Raw genomic sequence first — 19,495 nt, 5'->3', positions numbered from 1 at the left:
GTCGATGCTAATTAGGTTAAATTTTGACATGTATGGATTCCTTATTGGTAAAAGTAATTGTCCAATCTCTTTATACCGTACTCACCCTATTTGGGGGAGGAGTCCATACATCTCCTACATGCATTACCTACAAACGACACGGTTCGGTTCAAAACTCACAGCTGAAAGCTGACGGCTTTTAGAACTGAAAAGAGATATAAAAGATAAACTAAATCTTGAAATTTAAATAAGAAAAAAATTTAGGGAAATATATGGATTTTACATAAGGGGAGAAGTGGGGCGACTGATGGGGCTTGAACCCACGACAACCGGAATCACAATCCGGGGCTCTACCAACTGAGCTACAGCCGCCACTGAGATACACCTCGTTTGGTGTGGCGCGCATATTACATAATTAACTTAGGCTTGTGAACCCCCTAAATTAAAAAAAGTAAAAAAAACTTACTTGCTTCAGAAAATTCAGAAAAGCAGGTTTAGTCAGTTAGTGTTCAGTTTCGGTATTTAGACTTGCGACTTTTGCAATTGAGCAATTACTCATTTTTTAGTTTGGCTGTAATTTAATGATTTTTTAACCAAAGATCATATATAATTTGAACAGCGTTATGCTAATAATGAACTTCAGGAGAGAATATGGATACTATAATGAACTGGATCAATGAGAATTCAGGTTTAATCATACATTACGCCGTTCAGGCTGTTCTTGCGCTAATCATTTTCTTCATCGGTGGTCGTATCGCAAAATTTTGCGAAGGGATGACTGAAAAAGCATTTGATAAAAAGAAAGTAGACAAAGCCGTAGGTTCATTTGTAGCAAGCATTGTATATGCTATTGTTTTTGCAGCAACTATCTTAATGGCACTATCTCAACTTGGTATTGAGACAACATCATTCATTGCTATTTTAGGTGCGGCTGGTTTAGCTGTAGGTCTAGCACTTCAAGGTTCACTGTCCAACTTTGCATCAGGTGTTTTAATCATCCTACTTCGCCCTTTCAAATCAGGTGACTATGTAGAAGCCGGTGGTAAAGCGGGTACTGTTAAGAAAATCGAAATTTTCTCTACAGAATTACGTACACCAGATAATAAAGTAATTATCATGCCTAACTCATCAATCATGGGCAGCCCAATTACAAACTTCTCTCGTGAATCAACTCGTCGTATCGATTTAGTAATTGGTGTGGGTTACGATGCAGACCTTAAAGAAGCAAAAGCAGTTCTTAAATCAGTATTAGATAAAGAAACTCGTTTATTAAAAGATCCAGCATACACAGTCGCTGTGTCTGAGCTTGCAGATTCAAGTGTGAACTTTGTAGTTCGCCCGTGGGTTAATTCATCAGATTATTGGCCAACGTACTTCGATCTAATGGAAAACATTAAGATCGCATTAGATGACGCAAATATCACGATCCCATTCCCGCAAATGGATGTTCATTTGCATAAAGAAGATTAATCACAAGTAGTAAAGGTTATTTTTTAATGAAATTAAAAGCTTTATCAATTCTAGTTGCAGCAAGCACTGCAACTAGCGCATTCGCAGCAGATGAAACTAAAACTTGGGATGTAACCAGTGAACTAGGTGCCATTATTACAAGTGGTAACACTGAAACAACAACACTAAAAGGTGGTGTTAAGGTTTTACATAACCTAGAAAACTGGAATAACGAGTACAAGTTAGACGGTCTTTATAAAGAAGATGAGATCGAAAACGACGACGGTGTTAAAGAAACACAACGTACTAACGAAAAGTACTCAATCTCTGCACAAGGTAACTACAAGTTAAACGAAAAGCACTCACACTTATTCATCTACGGCTCGCACGTATCTGATTACTTTGGTGCATATCGCAACGAATCAGTAATCTCAGCAGGTTATGGTTTACGCCTAATCGATCGTTCTGATATGTGGCTAAACGCTGAAATCGGTCCGGGTTATAAGTACTTCCAATACCCAGACGACAGCACTGAAGTTGATGAAAACGGTGACTTACTTGCTGGTGAGCGCGACGGTGAAGTAATCGCCTTAGGTAAAGTTGATTATAACTGGCAGATTTCAGACAGCGCACGTTTTACTCAGTTAGTATCAGTTGAATATGGTGATACCAACACTAAAACGCGTTCAGAGTCTGCAATCCTTGCTAAAATCAACGGCTCACTACAAATGAAAGTAGCTTACAACATCACTCACAACTCAGACGTTGCTGATGATAAAGAAAACACAGATACAGAAACGTCACTAACGCTAGTTTACAGTTTTTAACTAAATAAATCGTTTTGTTGACAATTTAATGACAAAAAGGGACGAAAGTCCCTTTTTTATTTCCTTGAGTTTCAGGTAGAATACACAATCTTTTTGACTGTAGAACTATGGATATCCCTACTTGTGATGTTATTTAAAAGATTATTCCTTACTTTTTTGTTTCTAACCACTTCATCGGTATTGGCATTTACTCCTACTGCAGCTCAAATTGAGCAATTCAAAAAGCTCCCAAAGGCTCAACAGGAAGCGCTTGCAAGACAGTATGGAGTCGATTTATCTACGATTACAGGTAAATCTTCTGACGAAGAGACAATAGAAACTGAATCAACCATTCAACCTCGTTTAGATAAAGAAAAAGAGCCGCTAACCGATGAAGAACGTTTCGCTCCCAAAGAAAGTGAAGTAGAGCCTTTTGGCTATGATATTTTTGCAGGCGAACCAACTTCATTCATGCCAACAGAAAATGCGGCCGTTCCTGATACCTACTTAATTGGTCGTGGAGATGAGCTAACAGTTAACTTTTACGGCAAAGAAAGTGAAAGTTACGATCTGGTTGTTGATCGAGAGGGCCGAATTAATATTCCAAACTTAAGCCCTGTACAGGTCGCAGGATTAACCTTTATTGAGGTTAAAGAACTCATCAAAGCTAAAGTTGAGCAAGAAGTGATTGGCGTTAAAGCGTTTATCTCCGTTGGTCGATTACGCAGTATTCGCATCCTTGTTTTGGGTGAAGCATATAAACCAGGTAGCTATAGTGTTTCCTCTCTTGCGACAGTTTCGCACGCCCTTTTTGTAAGCGGTGGTGTGTCAGATATAGCGTCTTTACGAAATATTCAAGTAAAGCGTGCCGGCAAAGTTGTTGCTAATTTTGATTTATATGATTTATTGATTAATGGTGATAGCAGTAACGATATTATTTTAAAGCCGGGTGATGTCGTGTTCATCCCATCAGTTGGTTCTCAAGTCGCTGTTGAAGGCTTAGTAAAACGTCCTGCTATTTTTGAGCTAAAAAAAGGTGAAACAGCAGCACAGTTATTAAAAATGGCGGGTGGTTTAAAACCGCAAGCTTACGCTAAAAAAGCAATTGTTGAACGCTTCAATAACAATAACATGAAAGAAGTATTATCAGTGGACTTTAGCGGAAATCAAATTAATTATATTCCTCGCGATGGCGACCGCATTCGTTTTAACCCTGTCAGTTTACAATACCAAAACAGTATTAGCCTAATTGGTGCAGTTGCTCGACCTGGTCATTATCAATGGTATGAAGGTAAGCACATTTCTGATGTTCTAACTTCCGTACGTGGTGACCTGCTTCCTCAAGCTGATTTAGGCTATGGCTTACTTGTTCGAGAAATTAACATTTCTGGCGATATTGAGGTTTATCAATTCGATATTGCCCAAGCAATAGTTAAAGCAAAACAACATGATTTAGAACTAAAAGCAAATGATAAACTTTTTGTTTTTAGTCGTTTCCAAGAAAAACAAGCTGAAGAAGCCGCGCTTGCCAACATGGCCCTAACTGTTGAACAACAGCAGCAGCAAGTCAAAGTAAAGCAGTGGCACGAATATCAGAGAAAAGAGTTTGAAAGGTATGTAGGTGTTTTAAAAGCTGATGATCCTTTTAAAAAAGAGGAAGAAAAAGAGCTAAGCATTGCGGAAATTTCAAAAAGAAAAGCAAAAGAAGAAGAGGTAGAGCTAAAGCCAGAGGATTATGCTGCTTTTAGTCGATACACTTTATTAAAGCCTATTATTGCAAAGCTAAAGCAGCAGGCTTCAGTGCATAATGCAATGCAGCTAGTTGAAATCAATGGTCATGTAACCTATCCGGGTATTTACCCTTTAACTGTAGGTAGTGAAGTTAATGAACTAATTTCTGCAGCTGGAGGTTTGTTGGAGTCTGCTTACACTGAGCAAGCTGAAATAACTCGTGTTGTTGCGGGGGAAGGCTCTAAAGTTGAACACATCAAATTTAATCTAGCTCAGGCTATGTTGGGTACCAAAGTTGAAAATAAAACTCTTAGAAGTAAAGATAGTATAAATATTTTCTCTATTCCTAACTGGCAAGAAAACGTAAAAGTTGAGCTAAAAGGTGAAGTTAAATTTCCTGGTGTTTATACCATTCGTCGTGGAGAAACATTAACCAACTTACTTGAACGTGCGGGTGGCTTTTCTGAATTTGCTGAGCCCGATGCTGCTATTTTTACTCGTGAATCGATTCGTCAACAAGAGCAAATGCAATTAGCTAAACTAGCTGAAGACTTACGAAGAGATATTGCTACAAAAAGCTTCGAAAAGTCAGTTAGCAGTATCCGCTTATCTTATGATGAAATGAATAAGCTCTTGCTTGATTTAGCTAATGTTGAAGCAGTAGGAAGGCTTGTCATTGACTTACCTCTCATTGCAGAGAATAAACAAAATCTAGTGTTACAAAATGGTGATACGCTTTATGTCCCAAGTCAGCGTGATTCAATCAGTGTAATAGGCGAAGTGAACTATACTACTTCTCATTTATTTAAGCCTGGAGTCAGTGTTGATCAATATATTGATCTTAGTGGTGGTTTAAAGGAGCGCGCTGCTGAGGATCGTATTTATATAATCAAAGCAAATGGTTCTGTGACTATACCAAATACTGGCACTTGGTTCGCTGTGAATGACTCTAAGTTATTAGAGGCTGGCGATACTATTGTTGTCCCTATGAACTCTGACTATATGGATAACCTAACACTGTGGAGCACAGCAACGCAGATTGTTTATCAGTTAGGTGTAGCTTTAGCTGCAATTAGTAGTATATAAGCTCTGCATGTTTAGTAGCTTAGTTTAATTCAGCAGCTTCAATTGAGATAAATATGAAAGAAAATTTTGCGTCTGATAATCATAGTCGAATAGATGGTGAGATAGATTTATATGACTTGTTCTTGGTAATAATGAATGGGAAGTGGCTGATTATAACGGTAACTTTTGTTTTATCTTTATTATCAGTGGTTTATGCTATTTACCAACCAAATATATATCGCTCTGAGGCATTGCTGGCGCCAGCTGAGCAACAGCAGTCAAACGGCTTAAGTGCTTTAGCAGGTCAGTTTGGTGGTCTAGCTAGTTTGGCTGGCGTTAACTTGGGGGATTCAGGTTCCAATAATACTGATCTTGCTTTAGCTATACTCAAGTCACGAAAGTTCATTTCTGAGTTTATTGAAAAGCACAGTATTATGCCTGATTTAATGGCGATCGAATCATGGAACTCCATCGATAATACAGTTATCTATGATAAAAATATTTATGATGAAGTGGATCAAAAATGGGTCAGAAAAGTAGAGTTCCCATTTAAACCAAAACCATCAACTCAGGAAGCTTATAAAGAATTTATAAAAATAGTCAGTGCTACAAAAGATCCAGACTCAGGCATGATAATTATTGCTGTGGAGCATTTTTCTCCGTTCATTGCTCAACAATGGGTAAATTGGTTAATAGAAGATATTAATCTTACCATGAAAAAGCGTGATGTAATTGAAGCAACGAAGAGCACTGAGTTTTTAATGGCACAAATTGAAAAAACTAATGTAGCTGATATTCGAGTCGTTTTATATAAATTAGTAGAGGAGCAGGCGAAAACGATAATGTTTGCTAACGTCAGAGATGAGTATGTTTTCAAGACTATCGATCCAGCTCTTGTTCCCGAAGAGAAATTAAAACCTAAACGAGCTTTAATAGTTATTGTAAGCACATTTTTTGCCGGCGTAATCGGTGTTTTTATAGTTTTAATACGCTTTTATATATCAAATAATCGCCGTAAATCTTAATGATAAAAGATAAAGTCTTAGCTTAGAGGTTTTTGTGAACATATTAGTAACAGGTGGTGCTGGGTTTATTGGCTCTGCACTAGTCCGTCATATTATAAATAATACAACTGATTCAGTTATCAATGTTGATAAATTAACCTATGCAGGCAACTTGGAATCTTTGAAAGATATCGAAGAAAGTGAGCGCTATTTTTTTGAATGTCATGACATATGTAATCATAAAGAGATGCAGCGTATTTTCAAAGCTTATCAGCCTGATGTTGTAATGCACTTGGCCGCAGAGAGCCATGTTGATAGATCAATTACTGGTCCGTCAGAGTTCATTCAAACCAATATATTAGGCACGTATACATTGCTAGAAGTAGCAAGAGAATACACATCGACCCTTGATAAAGATAAGAGAGATTCTTTTAAATTTCATCACATATCAACAGACGAAGTATATGGAGATTTGCCACACCCAGACGATTTTGAGGAGCCTAATTGTGAAGATGTACTTCCTCTTTTTACTGAAGAGACTTCGTACGCTCCAAGTAGCCCGTATTCTGCATCAAAGGCATCAAGCGATCACCTTGTTAGGGCTTGGTTAAGAACATACGGTTTACCTGTTGTAATAACTAACTGTTCAAATAACTATGGACCATACCATTTTCCTGAAAAATTAATCCCATTAGTTATTTTAAACGCTTTAGAAGGTAAGCCTTTGCCTGTATATGGGGAAGGGAACCAAATTCGAGATTGGTTGTATGTTGAAGATCACGCTCGGGCTCTATATGAAGTTGTAACAAAAGGGCAAGTTGGTGAAACATACAATATTGGTGGTCATAATGAAAAGAAAAACTTAGAAGTTGTCCAGAGTATTTGTGGAATACTGGATAACCTTGTTCCAAAAGAAAAGAAATATTCGGAACAGATTGTTTTTGTTGCAGACAGACCGGGGCATGATAAACGCTATGCTATTGATGCCTCAAAAATTCACTCGGATCTGGGATGGAAACCAGAAGAAACATTCGAAACAGGCCTGTTAAAAACGGTTAAGTGGTACCTAAATAATCAGTCTTGGTGTAAGAGTGTTCAAGATGGCTCTTGTAAGCGTGAGCGCCTTGGTCAATTAAAAGGGAATAGTTAATAATGAAAGGCATAATCTTAGCGGGTGGCTCAGGTACTCGACTTTACCCTATTACTATGGGGGTATCAAAGCAGTTACTACCAATCTACGATAAACCAATGGTCTATTACCCTTTATCAGTTTTAATGTTAGCAGGGATACGTGAAATTCTCTTAATCACTACACCTGAAGATAGAGACTCATTTCATCGTTTACTTGGGACTGGTGAGCAGTTTGGTATCAAACTTAGCTATTCTGTCCAACCCACTCCTGACGGGCTAGCTCAAGCATTTATCTTAGGTGAGCAGTTTATTGGAAATGATGATGTATGCTTGGTATTAGGCGATAATATTTTTTATGGGCAAGGTTTTTCCCCTAAACTTAAGCATGCTGTTGAGAATGCTCAAAGTGGTAATGGTGCAACTGTTTTTGGTTATCAAGTTAAAGATCCTGAACGCTTTGGCGTTGTAGAGTTTGATGATGAGCAAAAGGCAATTTCAATTGAAGAAAAACCAGCAAAGCCGAAGTCTCACTATGCGGTAACAGGGTTATATTTTTATGATAACTCAGTGGTTGAAGCAGCAAAAAAAGTTGAGCCTTCTCATCGTGGTGAGCTAGAAATAACAACACTTAATGAAATGTATCTTCAAAAAAATAAACTTAACGTTGAAATCCTTGGGCGTGGTTTTGCTTGGTTAGATACTGGTACTCATGAAAGCCTATTAGAGGCAGCGAGCTTTGTTGAAACAATTGAAAAACGACAAGGTTATAAAATAGCCTGTTTAGAGGAGATAGCTTTTAATAATGGTTGGCTTTCTGCTGATTGTATTAAAGAGCGTGCAAAACTATTTTCTAAGAACGGCTACGGGCAATATCTTTCAGGCTTACTAAAAGATATATGAAAACAGCAGTAAATGGGTTGAAGTGGAGTGCTCTAGAAAGGTTGGGTGTTCAAGCTATTCAACTAATCGTAATGTTGTTACTTGCCCGTCTTTTAGGGCCCGATGCTTTTGGTTTAATTGGTATTCTCACCGTTTTTATTGCCATAAGCCAGGTGATATCTGATAGTGGCTTCAGCTCGGCTTTAATTAGGCTAAGAGAACGCACAGAAATTGATTTTTCAACTGCTTTCCAATTTAACATTTTAGTTGCTTTACTTTGTTATTTAGCTTTATTTATAGGCGCAAATCAGATAGCTGTTTTCTTTGAGCAGCCAGAGCTTGAAGCTCTAATTAAAGTTTTAGGTTTATCTATAATTATCAATAGTTTTACGCTGGTTCAAAAAGCTAAATTGACGATTAAAATGGACTTTAAAACTCAAGCAAAAGCTTCTTTGTCAGCTGTATTTATTAGTAGTGTAGTATCTATTACTTTAGCTTACTTCGACTATGGAGTTTGGGCTTTAGTTTATCAAATACTAATAAACTCATTTTTAACAATGGTGTTATTAAATATATTTCATCCCTGGTTACCTAAAAGTTCATTTAATATACAGTCATTCAGTTATTTATTTGGTTTCGGTTACAAATTATTGCTTGCGGCAATGCTCGATACTTTGTTTAAAAATATATATCAGTTAATCATAGGTAAACAATTTAACCCAACTCAAGTGGGTATTTTTACTCAAGCGAATCAACTTGCTAGTGTTCCTGCAATGACTTTCACCACGATAGTCCAAAGAGTTACTTATCCTATGTTAAGTAATATACAAAGTGAAACTGACAAGTTTGAATACAGCTACAAGTTAACGCTACGAATGGCTGCTTTTGTTATTTTTCCGCTTATGGCTGGGTTAGGTATCATTGCAAAGCCGTTTATTAAAGTTGTACTAGGAGATGACTGGTTACAAGCCGCAGATTTACTTACGATCTTGAGTTTCACTTTTATGTTGTATCCTATCCATGCTATTAATTTAAACTTATTACAGGTCAAAGGTCGTTCAGATATTTTTTTAAAGCTTGAAGTTATAAAAAAAGCATTCATTGTTTTAATATTATTTATAACAATACCTTTTGGTATTAAGGCTATTTGTATAGGGATGCTTATCCATACATATTTAGCTTTTTTTATTAATTCATATTATACAGGTCAATTTAGTAAGCTTAAAATACGTGATCAACTAAATGCACTGGCGCCTATTTGGTTGATGGTTGCGTTGAGTGCTTTATGCTCATATTTTATTGTCACAAGTATCGTTTCTGTACTCCTCTTAAATAGCTACATGCAGTTGTTTCTTTTATTAATAACTATGCCGCTAATATATATTGCCTCAGCAAGGGTCTTTCAACGAGATTTGTACACGCAAATTCTAAATATTATCTTACGAAGAAAGGTTTAACTTAAATGGATAAAATTACGGTAACTTCACCATTGCTTCCACCATTGAAAGAAGTGATTCCTTACTTAGAAGATATCTGGGATCGTAAATGGTTGACTAATAACGGCATATATCATCAACAGTTAGAGAAAAAGCTTTGTGAGTATTTAGGTGTGCCTTATATCAGTTTATTTTCAAATGGGACACTTGCACTAATAACAGCTCTTCAATCGTTAGAATTAAAAGGTGAGGTAATAACAACACCATACACTTTTGCAGCCACCGCACATGCAATTATGTGGAATGACTTAAAACCAGTATTTGTGGATATTGATCCAGTAACCATGAACTTGGATCCTAGTTGTATTGAAGCAGCAATAACAGATAATACATGTGCAATTTTACCGGTGCATGTTTATGGTACCCCCTGTGATAATCAGACGATTGCTGCTATCGCGAAAAAATATGATCTTAAAGTTATTTATGATGCAGCACATGCGTTTGGTGTAAAAGAAAGAGAGCAATCAATTTTAAATTATGGAGATCTGTCTATTTTGAGTTTTCACGCTACGAAAACATATTCAACAATAGAAGGTGGTGCTGTGATTTGTAAAAGCCAAGAAGAAAAAGATAAATTAGACCAATTGAAAAACTTTGGCTTTGAATCGGAGACTGTAATTAAAGCATGTGGTATGAATGCAAAATTAAATGAGATTCAAGCAGCATTTGGGTTGGCATCATTGAAAAAAGTTGATGCTGCAATTGAAAGACGCTCTGAAATTGCAGCTCTATATCAACAAAGTCTCGTAAATGTTTCTGGCCTATCGACATTGCGAATCAATCATGAGGTCAGCCTTAATCATTCATATTTCCCAATAATTATTGATGTGGATAAATTTGGAATTGACCGAGATACACTAGCCCTAAAGTTAGAAGAAAATAATATCTTTGCTAGACGCTATTTTTATCCGATTGTAAGTGAATTTGAAGTGTTCAAAAGTGAATATTCAGATACGCCAATAGCTAAAGATATTTCTAATAGAGTTTTATGTTTACCAATTCATGCTGATCTTACTTTGGAACAACAGCAAAGAGTTATTGATACGATTTTGAATAGTCGTGGGGGGAAAAAGTGAAAGTCATATTAACTTACGGAACATTCGATCTGTTCCATGTTGGACATGTAAGACTTCTTGAAAGGCTTTCAAAGTTGGGGGATAAGCTTATTGTTGGTCTTTCATCTGATGAATTTAACAAAGGTAAAGGCAAAAGTTCGTTTTTCTCATATCAAGAAAGAGCTGAAATACTTTCGTCATGTAAATTTGTAGATTTAGTAATTCCAGAGCATTCGTGGGAACAAAAAGAGACTGATATTAAAAAGTATAATGTAGATGTTTTTGCAATGGGAGACGATTGGGAGGGACGTTTTGATTCTCTTAAATCATTATGCGAAGTTGTATATTTACCAAGAACTAAAAGTATCTCAACCTCTGAAATCAAAACTTTAATAGCTGAATTAAAGAAAAATGACTTGGATAAAGTTCAAAAAAGTCTAAATGATGCAATTGAAATTATTAAACAACTGAACTATAGCGAGTAACATATGGACTCTAAATTAAGCAGTGAAGATATCCGTAAGCAGTTACTTACTATGGCTGTTGATATTACAAAAACTCTAGATGAACACAAGATACCTTACATCCTTACATATGGAACATTGCTTGGTGCTGTTCGTCATTCAGGTTTTATCCCTTGGGATGATGATTTCGATATAGCTATTCCCGCAACTTACCAGAAAAAGGCAATTCATGTTTTAAGCAAAATATCTAAATACCATTTTCTTTCACTTGCATCAGATGATTACTTTGACTGGGTTTTAAGGGTAACTGACAAATCAACAAAAACGACTTCAAAAGAGACTGAATGGGACGTTTATAACCACACCATGAGTAGAGAAGATATTGGCCTATGTGTGGATATTTATCCATTTTACTGTTTGCCTGATAATGCTTTTAAGTTTAAAACCCATAAGCTTTTCACTAAAGTATCAAGCTGGCTAATTCGTAAATCTTTTGCAAAAAAATCTAATTTTATCAAGAAGCTTGGCTTCGCAATGCTAAGTTTACGTGCGAACGCTAGTGAAGGTAAGTATTACACCGATGCTGGTCGAATTTATTATCAACCAACTTTGTTCACACAAACAGAATATATCGATTTTGAAGAATTTAAATTTCGCGCCCCTACAGAGCCTGAAAAGTTTTTAGAAAGCCGCTACGGTGACTGGCAGAAATTACCTACTCAAGAAGAAATAGATAAAGCAATACATTATGAGGAAACTTTTTGGCGATGAATAGGGTGTTAGTTGTACCTAGTGGTACTGAAGTTGCGCAAGAAATTGTCAGATCATTATCTGTTGTAAAAGGTGTAGAGCTTTACGGTGCTAATGGTATTGATTGTTTTACTGAGATCCCTCGTGCTCGTCACATTGTAGGTATTCCATTTATTGATGAGCCTGATTTTATAGATGTAATTACTAGCTTAATTAAAGAAAATGGGATTACTCATATTTTTCCAGCGCATGATTCAGCATCTTTAAAATTAAGTGAGTTTGCTGACTCATTAGGTGCACAAGTGATCAGTTCAAGCTACGAAACAAATAAAGTATGCAGATCAAAGTCTCTAACTTACAAAGCGCTAGAAAAGGTCGTCAAAGTCCCAAAAACATATCTTTCAAAGAATGAAGTAGAGTCATTTCCTGTTTTCGTAAAACCTAATATTGGGCAAGGAAGTGTTGGAACAAAACTTATAACGAAAGCGAGTGAACTTCTAGATGTTACCGAGGATGATATTCTTTGTGAATATTTACCAGGAGAAGAGTTCACTGTTGACTGTATCAGTGATGCAGATAACCAGCTTCAATATGCTCAAGCCAGAAAGCGCAATGCTATGAGAAACGGTATTGCAACGGAGACAGAATTAGTAAATGACAATAGTTTATTTTATTCATTCGCTGAGAAAATAAACAAATCTTTAAAACTCCAAGGAGCTTGGTTTTTTCAAGTGAAAAAAGATTCGCTCGGTGAACTTTGTTTACTAGAAGTTGCAACTCGAATCGCTGGATCAATGATCACGAGCAGAATGAACGGTATTAATTTTGCCGAAATGTCGCTTTTTATCTCAAATGGTATTCCAGTAAAAGCTTTAAAAAATAATTTGGAAATTAAGCTTTTTAGAAACTTAGCATATCAGTTTGATATAAACTTAAATTTTAATGTCCTTTATACTGACTTTGATGATTGTTTAATTTTCGGTGATAAAGTCAACGACAAATTAGTGCAATTCATTTTTCAGTGTATAAATAAAAATATTAAAGTGGTTTTAATCACACGTCATGCGGACGATATCCATCAAACCTTAAAAAATATGAGGCTTTCCCAGCTTTTTGATCAAGTTATTCATATAACAGATGGTGCACCTAAGTCTCAATTTATAACAGAAAAAAACGCAATCTTTATTGATGATTCATTTGCAGAAAGGTTAGATGTAATGGGTGTATGTAACATTCCTTGCTTTTCAGTGGATATGGTTCAAGGTCTGACATGTTTAAAGAACTAACCCCCCTGCCAACAGAGCAAGAGATAAAATCATTTTGGAAACATGTTGATAAAACATATATCAGTATAATTTGTACTTGTTTTAATCAACAAGATTACATCGCCGACGCTATAAACTCATTTCTTGCTCAAAAGACAGAATACGCTTTTGAAATAATAATTCATGATGATGCATCTACTGATAAAACAAGCGATATATTAAAAGCTTATGAGCAGAGCTATCCAAGTATCGTCAAAGTTATCTACCAAACAGAAAACCAATACTCTAAGGGTAATGTTAAAGTAGAAAATATTGCATTGAGAAAAAGTCGTGGTGAATACATTGCTTTATGTGAAGGAGATGATTTTTGGGTTGATGAACTAAAGTTACAAAAGCAATTAGAGGGTTTACTTGCATGCCCAGACTTAAAACTGTGTTTTACATCAGCTTATACATTAGCTCCTAATGGACAAGTAAATAAAACCGCTAATTATAACGAAAAAGTAAAAGTTTTTTCGTTTAGTGACATTATTATAGGTGGTGGAGCTTTGATTCCTACTGCCAGTATTTTCATGCGAAGAAGCGTGATGGAGAGCTTACCAAGTTGGTTTGAAAGCGCTCCTGTTGGTGATATTTTTATCCAAATAAATGGTTCTAAGCCCCAAGGAGCTTTATATCTTCCTGATGTAACAGTTGTTTATCGAGTAGATGCTGTTGGTTCATGGAGTGTATCGCAAAAGCATGTACCTGAGGAAAAAGTTAAGTCGCAGGTTGCAAAGTTAGCTTCTTGCTATAATTTGCTAGCTGAAGATAACGATAATTATGATGATTATCAAATTGCTAAATTAAATCTATATATTGCGAACGCATTAAAAGCTATTTCACAACAAAGATATGGGCTTGCTAAGTACTTTATTAATAAATCAAAAGAGCTCCCTCATAGCTCTAAAAGAAAACAGGTATTAATTGCTTTTCAACATTGTTTGCCATTTTTTAGATTACTACATAATACAGTTAAAAGTTTTAGATGAAGCTCTGTGAAGGCTAGATATGCCCATTAATACTAAACCAATATTTTTCATCCTAACGCTACTTTTGTCACTGTATACACTAAGACTTGTAGGGCCTTTATCAGTTGCTGACTTTGGGGCTATGCTATTTATATTTATATCGCTATTAAAGTTCAGAAGTGTGGTCATTAATGACTTTAATGTAGTTTTTTTAGTTTGGGTACTGGTATCGCTAATTTCTTCTTTAGGTCTAATTTATGAAGACTACTTTACAGTAACAGGTTTTCTAGGGACTGGTTTGCGGATATTGGTGTCAATGGCTTTACTATTATGCCTGCCACTATGGCTGAAAAGTAAGGAGGAGCAGTTCCAAGCCATTGGCGCTTTGCTATCTATCGTTATTTTTCACAGCATTGTCCAGCTTGTATTTGTTGCTCTATTTTATCTCAATAAAGCTCCATTTTTGAATTTGGTACCACATGGCGATCAATCATCTAGACAAGAATGGCTCAATGTTTATGACTATACGTTTTACACTAGGTTTGGTGGAGTGTTTGAAGAGCCTTCATGGTACTCCTGGTTTATGGTGGCATGTATAGGCTTGATTATTTCTTTTGAAATAGTGAATAGAGTTTCGATAATTACTAAGAGAAAGTGGTTACTAATATTATCCGCTTTGTTTTTTACGTATTCTATTGCAGGAATAGCTTCAATCGTTATTCTAATAGCTTATAAGATATTGAGTGGGAGTATTCGGGCTAAAATTAGAAGTGTAGTATTTATTTCTATTGCTCTTCCTGCTCTTATACTGCTGAATCCGGATTCTGCTTTATTGAAGCGATTAATGGGGGTGTTTAGTGGCACAGATGGCTCATCAAATACGCGGATTTTTGATTCCTTCACAAAGCTAAAATTAGTACTCGAAAACAATATGACTGGCACGGGAATAGGTAACAGCATAGAGGGTATTTACCATTATGATGTTACAAACAGCTTTACAGTTATCTCTACTCAAAACGGCTTTATTGAAGCATTTGTATCAACAGGGTTGATAGGTGGGGCAATCTTTATGGTCCCTTTTGTCTATTTTTTATGTGTGAAGAAATATTGGCTATCACTTATAACTATGACCTTGGTCTTTTTCACTACCAGTGCATTATTTATCGTTGTAATGTGGTTCTTTATGGCTCTTGCGTATTTACTTTTTAAAGACTTGAAAATTAACCCACAACCCTCAACCTAATTAACTCCTAAATCGCTTAATATAGAACAATTAGTCATGAAGAGTATTATGAAAAGAGAATTAGTTATTTCTACTGTTTTTAGTAATTTAGAAAAAACAAAAATGCTTGCCGAGCAATGTTTTGAGTCTACAAGTATCAGGTCAACTATAGTTTGCCAGTTATTTGAAATAGCTGAATGCTCAAAACAGAATGAGTACACAGAGGCGTACGATATTGTTTATTCAAATGACAGGGGGTTGGCTAAAAGTAGGATGCTAGGAATTTTATCTTCAAATGCTGACCTAATTTGGATTGCTGATGACGATATTGAAGTCGTGCCTGAAGGCGCAATTGAAGCTTTCTCTGCACTAGAAAGTGCAGGTAATGACTTTATAACTACGAAATATGCAATAAATGAAACTCAGGAGCGAAAGAGCTATTCGGGTCAAGTTTTTAATCACTCTAATCTGAGCATTATGAAAGTAAGCTCGATAGAAATAATCATCAATAAGCAAAATGTTTTAAACTTAGGAGTCGGTTTTGATTCTCGATTTGGGCTTGGGGCAAAATACAAGTCTGGAGAGGAGAATGTTTTTTTAGCTGATATTTTATCAAGAGGGGGGAAAGGACAGTATCTACCTATTGTAACTTCTATTCATAGAGAAGTGACATCTGGAGGTGACTTTAGTAACCCACTAACAAATATCTCAAAAGGAGCAATTTTCAAAAGAGTCTTTGGCTGGTGGGGCCTACCTATTTTATTTGCTTTTTATGGCCGAAAACTTATTAATAAAGAAATCAAAGCTTATCAGTCATTTACCTGTGTTTTTACATCTCTCAAAGGCTTTTTTCGGTTATAGAAATAGGCCTAATCCATTCATTTCATGTTTGGGTTGTTAATTAATCAATTCACCTGAATTTACATCAGAAAATAAAAAATGTAGAGCTTTCCCTTTCTTTAAAACATATTAATTTAGTGTATAATACCGCTCTTTAAATTTTTGCTGAATGCAGTCGCACTTTTTAAAAAGTTTTTACATTAGGTAACAGTTTTTTTACAAGGATATGTTTTTATGCTTTGGGGTGGTTTTCTTTTATGCGTAATAAATAGTTAAACTGAATACTAAATGTATTTTGTTTCAATTTTATTAAATAGGTAATCTCGTGTCACAACTGCTGTGGCAATGCTGATGTAGTCATCTAGTGTTGTATAAACCATAACTGCCAATGAGGCTACTAAGCATAGATATAGCACATGGAGTTACTTACTTAATGACTTTGACACTTTTCTCTTCTAGCTTGTTCTATAGAATATTATTAATGATTAAAAATTTAAAAAATGGAAAGCCCTTTAAGGCGCCTAAGTATGCTTATAATACAAGTGAAATATACGTTTATTGCCCAGAAGCGCAAGTCGAAGCGATTAGAAGTGTTTTATCAAATTATGAAATTAAAGTGCACTTCAATGATTACTCTTTAGTTAATCTTGATGAAAAAATCATAACTCATTATGAAAATATTCACCTTTCTGACCATCAAAGAGAGTTTTTGGTAACAGCAACTGAGCTAGGTGCGTGGGTTGAGCCATTGGTAAGTTATCTTGATGAAAGGTTTGGCTATACAGAGGTTTCATTATTAAAAAGTAGTTACTTTTTACACCAAAAAGCTTTTTCAATTTTATCAACAAAACGCACTCAAAGAGCAAAAAGGTTTATTGATTTATCGTCGGCTTTACTGCTGCTTTTTTTGACGTCTCCAATAATTTTGATTACAGCTATTTTAATAAAGCTCGAGTCCAAAGGGCCTGTTTTATATAGACAGTCTCGTACTGGGCAATACAATATTGAGTTTAATGTAGTCAAATTTCGCTCTATGCGAGTTGATGCTGAAGCAAACGGAGCACAATGGGCAAGCGAAAATGACTCTCGAGTAACAAAGGTTGGGGCATTTATACGAAAAACCAGAATCGATGAATTGCCACAGCTATTTAATGTTATAAGAGGGGATATGTCGATGGTAGGACCTAGGCCTGAGCGGGAAGTTTTTATCAAAGAGCTTGAACAAGAGATTCAATATTACCGTTTTCGTCATGCCGTAAAACCAGGTTTAACAGGTCTTGCACAAGTTAGCTACCCTTATGGCGCTTCGCTAAATGATGCTATCTGGAAGCATAAATACGATATTCACTACATAAAACATCATAGCACTTTTTTAGATATGAAGATCTTTTTGAAAACTATCAAAGTGGTCTTGTTTGGTTTAGGTAGATAATAAATGAAGCCTTTAGTTTCGGTTGTTATGCCGACCTTCAATGCAGAGAAGTATTTAGCTGAAAGCATAAACTCGGTTCTAGCCCAGACTTATAATAACTGGGAGCTGTTAATAACAGATGATTGCTCAACAGATGATACAGTTGCTATTGCTAAAAAATATGCTGATTCTGACTCTAGGGTTAAATTATTTATTCAACCACAGAACCAAGGAGCTGGAGCTGCTAGAAACAACTCTATAAAGAATGCAAAGGGTAAGTATATTGCTTTTCTGGATGCTGATGATCTTTGGCTACCTAAAAAGTTAGAAAAGCAGGTTTTGTTTGCTCAAAAAAATAATCATGCTTTGACTTATACAAGTTACCAAAAATTTTCAGGTAATAAACTAGCTGGGATCGTAACTCCTCCAAAGAGTACAACTTATAGCAAATTAATGTATAGCAATGTTATAGGTTGTTTAACCGCGATGTACGATGCTGAGCAACTTGGAAAAAAATATATGCCATTAATTCGTAAGCGACAAGATATGGGGCTATGGTTAGATATTTTAAAAGAAGTTCCAGCAGCATATTGTTTGAGAGAGCCTCTTGCTCGCTACCGTGTTGGAGTAGGTATGAGTGCTAATAAACTTAAAATTTTATCATATCAATGGCGATTTTATAGAGATGTAGAAAAGCTTGGCTTATTAAGAGCCACCTACACTTTTGGCGTATATGCGATGAAAGGCTTTAAAAAACACGCTAAGTGAGTCTATGGGTCGAGGTTTACAATTGTAAAGCTATTTCCTTTCTAGGCATCAAGGGTTTTCTTCCAAAAAGAAAGTTTATCTTCAGCTGTGATGAGAATACCAGAATTGCACAGCAAATTAATAAATCATACATTTAATCCGTTTCTAATAGACACACCTAACTTCTCTGCGTATAATCGCTGGCTCATAAAAACCAGTCCTTTTGGATTGGTTTTAAGGAACATGAGTATTTTAGGTGTGGCTATGGAAAGTTGGTACTTACTTTTTTGTAAATCAAAACAAGAACAAAGAGCTAAAATTAACCTTCAAAACCAAGGTTTTGAAGTCTTCATTCCTGAACACCAAATAGAGCGCATTGCTAAAGGGCGCCGTACTATTCGAATATCACCTCTCTTCCCTAATTATATATTCATAAAGTTATGTACGAAAAACTGTAACTTTTCTGCGGTAAAAAATACTCGAGGCATAAGTGGCTTTGTAACATACGGCCAGCAATTTCAGCTTGTCTCAGAACAGTTGATTGCTCAACTCAAATCTATGAATGATATGTGTGAGATAACTTCTGTGTTACCAAAAACGGGGGATGTTGTTTATTTGAATACAGAGTCATTTAAAAACGTACAGGCTATTTACCAAGAGCCAGATGGCGATATGCGCAGCATACTTCTCATTAATTTGCTGAATAAACAAATAAGTGTAAGTGTAGAAAATAAAGAAATCAGTTTATAAATCGTGCTCCAGCGCGACGCTTATGTAGGAACGGCTTTAGCCGTGAGCATGCTTTAAATGTTCGATGTTAAACCACCTCTTACAGAACGGGTAATACGTAGGAGCGGCTTTAGCCGTGAACATATTCAAAGTGTTCGGCGTTAAAACACCTGCTACAGAACGGGTAATACGTAGGAACGGCTTTAGCCGTGAACATACTCAAAATGTTCGGCGTTAAAACACCTCCTACAGTGTAGGCTTTATGTTTTAACATTAAAAAAATAACAATAAAATCAGTACGTAGGAACTGCAACCTAGGGGCGGAAGCGTGCCCGAAGGGCTAGACAAGCAAATAGTTTTGCTTTCAAGCTGGAGCGAGAGGAGCTCTGCGACGAACTGGAACGGAAGCGTGCCCGAAGGGCTAGACAAGCAAATAGTTTTGCTTTCAAGCTGGAGCGAGAG

17 protein-coding genes and 1 tRNA gene are annotated in these 19,495 nt (G+C 36.1%); 17 read left to right on the top strand and 1 reads right to left on the bottom strand.

Going from position 1 to position 19,495, the window contains the following annotated elements; all coding sequences use genetic code 11:
- Positions 1-275: 275 nt before the first annotated feature.
- Positions 276-351: transfer RNA gene (locus JIG37_RS00590), tRNA-His, on the bottom strand.
- A 279-nt stretch (positions 352-630) separates the two neighbouring features.
- Here JIG37_RS00590 and JIG37_RS00585 point away from each other — a divergent pair.
- From JIG37_RS00585 to rfaH, 17 genes are all read left to right on the top strand, one after another.
- Positions 631-1,449: a mechanosensitive ion channel domain-containing protein gene (locus tag JIG37_RS00585; protein WP_054552509.1), complete on the top strand. Its 819-nt coding sequence runs from the start codon at positions 631-633 to the stop codon at positions 1,447-1,449.
- 26 nt (positions 1,450-1,475) lie between these two features.
- Positions 1,476-2,255 (top strand): DUF481 domain-containing protein, encoded by a 780-nt coding sequence (locus tag JIG37_RS00580; protein WP_199528387.1) that lies wholly within the window; start codon positions 1,476-1,478, stop codon positions 2,253-2,255.
- A 126-nt stretch (positions 2,256-2,381) separates the two neighbouring features.
- Positions 2,382-5,051: an SLBB domain-containing protein gene (locus tag JIG37_RS00575; protein ID WP_199528389.1), complete on the top strand. Its 2,670-nt coding sequence runs from the start codon at positions 2,382-2,384 to the stop codon at positions 5,049-5,051.
- Positions 5,052-5,104: 53 nt separating this feature from the next.
- Positions 5,105-6,055 carry a Wzz/FepE/Etk N-terminal domain-containing protein gene (locus tag JIG37_RS00570; protein ID WP_138619726.1) on the top strand — a complete coding sequence of 317 codons (951 nt, stop codon included), beginning with the start codon at positions 5,105-5,107 and terminating at the stop codon, positions 6,053-6,055.
- Between the two features lie 34 nt (positions 6,056-6,089).
- A complete protein-coding gene (rfbB, locus tag JIG37_RS00565) occupies positions 6,090-7,184 on the top strand; it encodes a dTDP-glucose 4,6-dehydratase (protein WP_199528386.1) in 1,095 nt (364 codons plus the stop codon).
- 2 nt (positions 7,185-7,186) lie between these two features.
- Positions 7,187-8,065, top strand: coding sequence for a glucose-1-phosphate thymidylyltransferase RfbA (gene rfbA, locus JIG37_RS00560; RefSeq protein WP_199528385.1), 879 nt, complete (start codon positions 7,187-7,189; stop codon positions 8,063-8,065).
- Positions 8,062-9,501 carry a lipopolysaccharide biosynthesis protein gene (locus JIG37_RS00555; protein ID WP_199528384.1) on the top strand — a complete coding sequence of 480 codons (1,440 nt, stop codon included), beginning with the start codon at positions 8,062-8,064 and terminating at the stop codon, positions 9,499-9,501. The genes rfbA and JIG37_RS00555 overlap by 4 nt, the downstream gene beginning before the upstream one ends.
- A 5-nt stretch (positions 9,502-9,506) precedes the next feature.
- Complete coding sequence (locus JIG37_RS00550; protein WP_138619722.1) at positions 9,507-10,616, top strand: DegT/DnrJ/EryC1/StrS family aminotransferase; 1,110 nt, start codon at positions 9,507-9,509, stop codon at positions 10,614-10,616.
- The gene (gene tagD / locus JIG37_RS00545) at positions 10,613-11,080 is read left to right on the top strand and encodes a glycerol-3-phosphate cytidylyltransferase (protein ID WP_138619721.1); all 468 of its coding nucleotides are present in this window, start codon (positions 10,613-10,615) and stop codon (positions 11,078-11,080) included. The genes JIG37_RS00550 and tagD overlap by 4 nt, the downstream gene beginning before the upstream one ends.
- A 3-nt stretch (positions 11,081-11,083) precedes the next feature.
- Positions 11,084-11,830, top strand: a complete 747-nt coding sequence (locus JIG37_RS00540; protein WP_199528383.1) for a LicD family protein — start codon at positions 11,084-11,086, stop codon at positions 11,828-11,830.
- Positions 11,827-13,095, top strand: a complete 1,269-nt coding sequence (locus JIG37_RS00535) for an ATP-grasp domain-containing protein (RefSeq protein ID WP_194442126.1) — start codon at positions 11,827-11,829, stop codon at positions 13,093-13,095. The genes JIG37_RS00540 and JIG37_RS00535 overlap by 4 nt, the downstream gene beginning before the upstream one ends.
- Complete coding sequence (locus tag JIG37_RS00530; protein WP_194442124.1) at positions 13,080-14,105, top strand: glycosyltransferase; 1,026 nt, start codon at positions 13,080-13,082, stop codon at positions 14,103-14,105. The genes JIG37_RS00535 and JIG37_RS00530 overlap by 16 nt, the downstream gene beginning before the upstream one ends.
- 19 nt (positions 14,106-14,124) lie before the next feature.
- Positions 14,125-15,327: an O-antigen ligase family protein gene (locus JIG37_RS00525; RefSeq protein ID WP_138619717.1), complete on the top strand. Its 1,203-nt coding sequence runs from the start codon at positions 14,125-14,127 to the stop codon at positions 15,325-15,327.
- 48 nt (positions 15,328-15,375) lie between these two features.
- Positions 15,376-16,167 carry a hypothetical protein gene (locus JIG37_RS00520; protein ID WP_138619716.1) on the top strand — a complete coding sequence of 264 codons (792 nt, stop codon included), beginning with the start codon at positions 15,376-15,378 and terminating at the stop codon, positions 16,165-16,167.
- Positions 16,168-16,627: 460 nt separating this feature from the next.
- A complete protein-coding gene (locus JIG37_RS00515; RefSeq protein ID WP_171043870.1) occupies positions 16,628-17,578 on the top strand; it encodes an exopolysaccharide biosynthesis polyprenyl glycosylphosphotransferase in 951 nt (316 codons plus the stop codon).
- 3 nt (positions 17,579-17,581) lie between these two features.
- Positions 17,582-18,325 (top strand): glycosyltransferase family 2 protein, encoded by a 744-nt coding sequence (locus JIG37_RS00510; RefSeq protein WP_199528382.1) that lies wholly within the window; start codon positions 17,582-17,584, stop codon positions 18,323-18,325.
- Between the two features lie 243 nt (positions 18,326-18,568).
- The gene (rfaH, locus tag JIG37_RS00505) at positions 18,569-19,054 is read left to right on the top strand and encodes a transcription/translation regulatory transformer protein RfaH (protein WP_199528388.1); all 486 of its coding nucleotides are present in this window, start codon (positions 18,569-18,571) and stop codon (positions 19,052-19,054) included.
- Positions 19,055-19,495 lie beyond the last annotated feature (441 nt).

This window comes from Pseudoalteromonas sp. bablab_jr010 (assembly GCF_016464105.1).
GTDB lineage: Bacteria > Pseudomonadota > Gammaproteobacteria > Enterobacterales > Alteromonadaceae > Pseudoalteromonas > Pseudoalteromonas simplex.
The sequence above is the reverse complement of the archived record's forward strand: the minus strand, read 5'-3'. Positions and strand labels throughout refer to the sequence as shown.